This is a genomic window from Microbacterium tenebrionis (genome assembly GCF_020682665.1).
Lineage (GTDB): Bacteria > Actinomycetota > Actinomycetes > Actinomycetales > Microbacteriaceae > Microbacterium > Microbacterium tenebrionis.
Genome location: NZ_JAGTTM010000013.1, coordinates 1 through 3,899 on the forward strand (window position 1 = coordinate 1; position 3,899 = coordinate 3,899).

A 3,899-nucleotide genomic window follows, 5' to 3' on the forward strand; every position below is an offset into this window, starting at 1 on the left:
CTTAGCCTCGATCCACCGATGAGCTTTGGGTGGGCCGGGCTGGCGTGGTCGGTGTGCGGTGGCGTGTCGTGGGCAGGGTTGAGCTCCGGGCGTCGCATCCCGGTCGTCCACTGGCTCCTCGGTCGTGCCGCGGTCGCGGCCATGGTCAGACGGCCGCGACTGGTGGCGGCGCGTGCGTGATCGTGAATAGCTGGGTGAACGCGTTCTGCCAGGGCCAGGCCTCAGGTAGGTGCAGCGTGATCCGGCGCGCGGAGCGCGCCAGCCGCGCCGGGACGTGGATCAGGGTGCGGCGGATCGTCGCGGTCGTCGCTCTCGCGAGCCGTCCCACCCGATCGGCGATGATTCCGGCAGTCCGGGTGAGGTTGAACGCGATCACGGCGAGGACGAGCCAGGCGCTGTTCGCGGTGAACACTCCGCAGGGCAGGTGCGCGAGCGGCCCGGCTTTGAGGTCGGCGTGGACTTGCTCGATGATCGCGTGAGCGCGGTGGGTCTTGTCCGCCACCACGGTGTCCATGTCGTCCGTGTTGGTCGTGGTGAAGAACGCGTGGTGCCGCCAGGTGTCGAACAGTGTCGGTTGCTCCGCCTGTGCCGGGTTCAGGTCGGGGATCCGGCGGACCACCAGCCGTCCCGCGACGCGTTCGGCTTTCTTGCGGGAGCGGAACGCGGTGAAGTCGATCTCGGCGACCTCGGCTTTGGAGATCAACTGGCCTGTGGCTTCGTCACGGATTGAGTCGGTGTACTCGATCATCTCCCACTCGTCATCCGGGATGGTCGCGATCGCGGCCTTCACCGCCGGGTCCATCCGGACGGTCACCGACACGTCGGCGCCGGCTTTGATCGCGGTGCCGATCGTGGCGTGGCCGTAGAACGCGGAATCCGCCCGCAGCAACGGCCGAGCCCCTGCGGCGACGCCGGTGCGGCGCAGGGTGGCGAGGGCGTCACCGACGATCCGTGCGGCGCCTTTCGGGGATCCGGTCTTCCCCTGCCGCAGCCGCTGCCCGAGGATCACCGGCGCCGATGCCGACGTCGATGCCGTGGCGATCAGTGCGTTCAAACCGCGGACACCGGAGTACCCGAACGAGGCGCCCTGCTTCTGGTATCCGTGGACCTCGATGATCGTGTCGTCCAGATCCACCATCACCCGCTCACCAGCCCGCACCCGCAGCAGCGGCGCAGCCGAAGCGAGGTTCGCCAGGACGCGGGAGGCGACCGCATCGAGCTGCCGGACGTGTCCGAACCGGAACTCGCGAAGGAACGATCCCAGCGTCGATGGCGCATACGTCCGATCGAACAACCGGCCCATCCCGCCGTGGCGGAGCAGATTCATGTCGTCGATCGAGTCCGCCCCGGCGAGCATCCCCGCCACCAGCGACATCACCTTCGCGCCCGCGTTCGCGCCCTTGTCCGTCGGGACGCTCAGCCGCTCACGCGCGAGCTCGTCCAGCCCCGCGGAACGCGCGAGTCGCAGCATCGGCACCAGCCCCGCGGCCGACACGAGATTCGGATCATCGAACACCGCTGACACCGCGGCAGGAGCGTGCTTGAATTGCATCTACGAGATGCCTCTCGTTTCTGGGAATTGGAACCTTAGACAAGCTCTATTTTCCCTGATCCGAGGGGCATTTCCGGTCAATGCTCCCACCCATTCAATACTGCGATTCATCGGTGAATCGAGGGTGCGCTCAGGAGCTTACTGATGGAGCTTGATCGCGCGATGGATTCTGCCCTGGTCTGTGGCGCGTCGGGACATGCCGATGCGAGCCCCGCATCCCGCTCCAGCGGAGGGGGCTACCCTGATCGATCGCTTGCCAGACCGAGAACCGTGTTGAGCTGTTAGAAAGGGTTGTGATGAAAGCGCAGGGGTCGATGAGCAACCGGTCCGTGTGGGTGTTCGAGTCGGTCGTCACCGCGCTCGTCGTGTTAGGGCTCATATACGTTGCGAGCTTCCGCTACGCCCGACCACTCGTGGATCCCGCACCGCCGCCCCCGGACTACGCCCTGCAGGCAACCATCGCATATGTCGGCGCCGGGCTCGTTTCCATCCTTGCCGTGCTGCTGACACTGTTGCTCACACGTCGGCCCACGCCACGATTCTCGTCGGCGCTCGGGGTAGCAGCGATCATCGTGGCGAGTGGAGTCGGCGTCGTAGTCGTCGCGTTCTTGGTCCCTGCGGCGTAAATGTATGCAGGAGCATCTAGGCAAGCGCATTCCGGATTGATACTTTCTCAAGATGTCTCGCGCTCGCGGGGCAACTTGAGAGGAACACATGAAACGACGGATCTTCGCAGGAGCCTGCAGTCTCGGGCTTATCAGTGCCGCGCTGGTCGCTGCATCTCCCGCAGTGGCCGAGCCCAGGCCGTCTTCGGAAGGAGCGGCGCCCGGGCTCCCGACTGTTGCAATCTCACAACCCGCACCAGAAGGCACCACTATCGCTGCGGACCTGCCTGGCATGAAGGCGCTCGATATCGACTCGACCCTCGCCATCAGTGAGATCGTTCAGGACGACGTCGACGGTTCGATCAACACCGTGACTTGGGACAGCGACAGAGACGTCATCCAGTTCTACGTCTACGGAGACTCCTCCGAACTCACCCGCACCATCGCCGCTGAACTCCCCGGCGATCAGATGTGGGAAGTCATCCCGTCGGCCCGGCCGATCGATGAGCTCGAAGCGACCATCGAGCGGTTGGCCTCATCCCCTGATGCGCTTCCTGCAGGAATGACATTCGTCTCCGGCACTCCCGCACCCGACGGCGCATCGATCACTCTCGGTATCGAGGAATCCCCGACCTCGCGTTCCCGCGCCCAAGAGGCACCAGACGAGTTGCTCGGCATTCCCGTTGAGTTCAAGGCAGAAGAGCGCGCGCAGACAACCACTCGCGTTCGTACCGCAGCCCCGCTCGTCGCCGGCGGCTACATGGAGGGCCCAACATCTGGCGACGACATGTCCTGCTCCACCGGGTATCCCGTACTGCGGTACCAAGACAGCCAGTACAACATGATCACCGCAGACCACTGCACCGACATACAGGGCGCAAGCTGGAAGTGGGGCGGAGGATCGCACACCGTCGGGAGCTCCACATTCCAGGCAGCTGGAGACACGGACCTCGAGCTGTTTATCGAGCCTGCGTCGCTCTCGACCTGGATCTTCGTTGGAAGCCACACCGACGCGTCAACAGTGTTGCCCATCCGTGGCTACGTGTCACCCGTCGGCGGGAACAGCGTCTGCTACAGCGGATCGCGCTCGGGCCTGGTGTGCGCCAACACCCTCGAGAACTCCGACACCTACAACTGCATCGCGTTCCTCCAGTGCTACTGGACGCGATGGAGCACCCAGATTGACGGAACGCCGGCCGCTGGAAACGGCGACAGCGGCGGGCCAGTCTTCGTGCCGCTCACCCGACCCGATGACAACACCATTGGCGCCTACGGTATTGGCATTGTCTCGATGATCCCGTACCCCAGTCCCGCCACGTGCACGGGCGACCCGGGGACGGGCACGACGCCTGACGAGGGCCGGAAGTGCTCGGCCAACGTCGGATTCGCACCCCTGAGCCGCTGGGCCAGCGCACAGTCGACTCATCAGCTCGTCATCACTATGCAGTAGCCGATAGGCATGGTGAGCGGGGTCACGCTCCGCTCACCATGTCTGTGGTTTGAGTCCGCCATAGCGAGCATCGTCACCCCCAGCGTGATCACCGTTCGCGTTCGCGTCCTTGTCCGGATCGCTCAACGCTACGGGCACCGACGCCGGGGCTTGTTTGCGCTGCATCTACGAGATGACTGTCAGGGTTGGATGAATAGGACCACAGGGATGCTCCATCCTTCCCGGTCAGAGGGACATTTCCGAGTCGCGTTAGCTGCCCAGCACCCACGGTCATCGGTGGATCGGGGCTTAG

Annotated in this window: 3 protein-coding genes; 2 read left to right on the forward strand and 1 reads right to left on the reverse strand. The window is 64.8% G+C overall.

Annotation, left to right across the window (positions count from 1 at the left end):
• Positions 1-145: 145 nt before the first annotated feature.
• Positions 146-1,552: an IS1380 family transposase gene (locus KEC56_RS13770; RefSeq protein ID WP_227531394.1), complete on the reverse strand. Its 1,407-nt coding sequence runs from the start codon at positions 1,550-1,552 to the stop codon at positions 146-148.
• 314 nt (positions 1,553-1,866) lie between these two features.
• Here KEC56_RS13770 and KEC56_RS13775 point away from each other — a divergent pair, with 314 nt between their 5' ends.
• Both KEC56_RS13775 and KEC56_RS13780 read left to right on the forward strand, forming a co-directional pair.
• Positions 1,867-2,178, forward strand: coding sequence for a hypothetical protein (locus KEC56_RS13775; protein WP_196382795.1), 312 nt, complete (start codon positions 1,867-1,869; stop codon positions 2,176-2,178).
• 271 nt (positions 2,179-2,449) lie between these two features.
• Positions 2,450-3,607: a chymotrypsin family serine protease gene (locus KEC56_RS13780; protein ID WP_227531395.1), complete on the forward strand. Its 1,158-nt coding sequence runs from the start codon at positions 2,450-2,452 to the stop codon at positions 3,605-3,607.
• Positions 3,608-3,899: the final 292 nt, after the last annotated feature.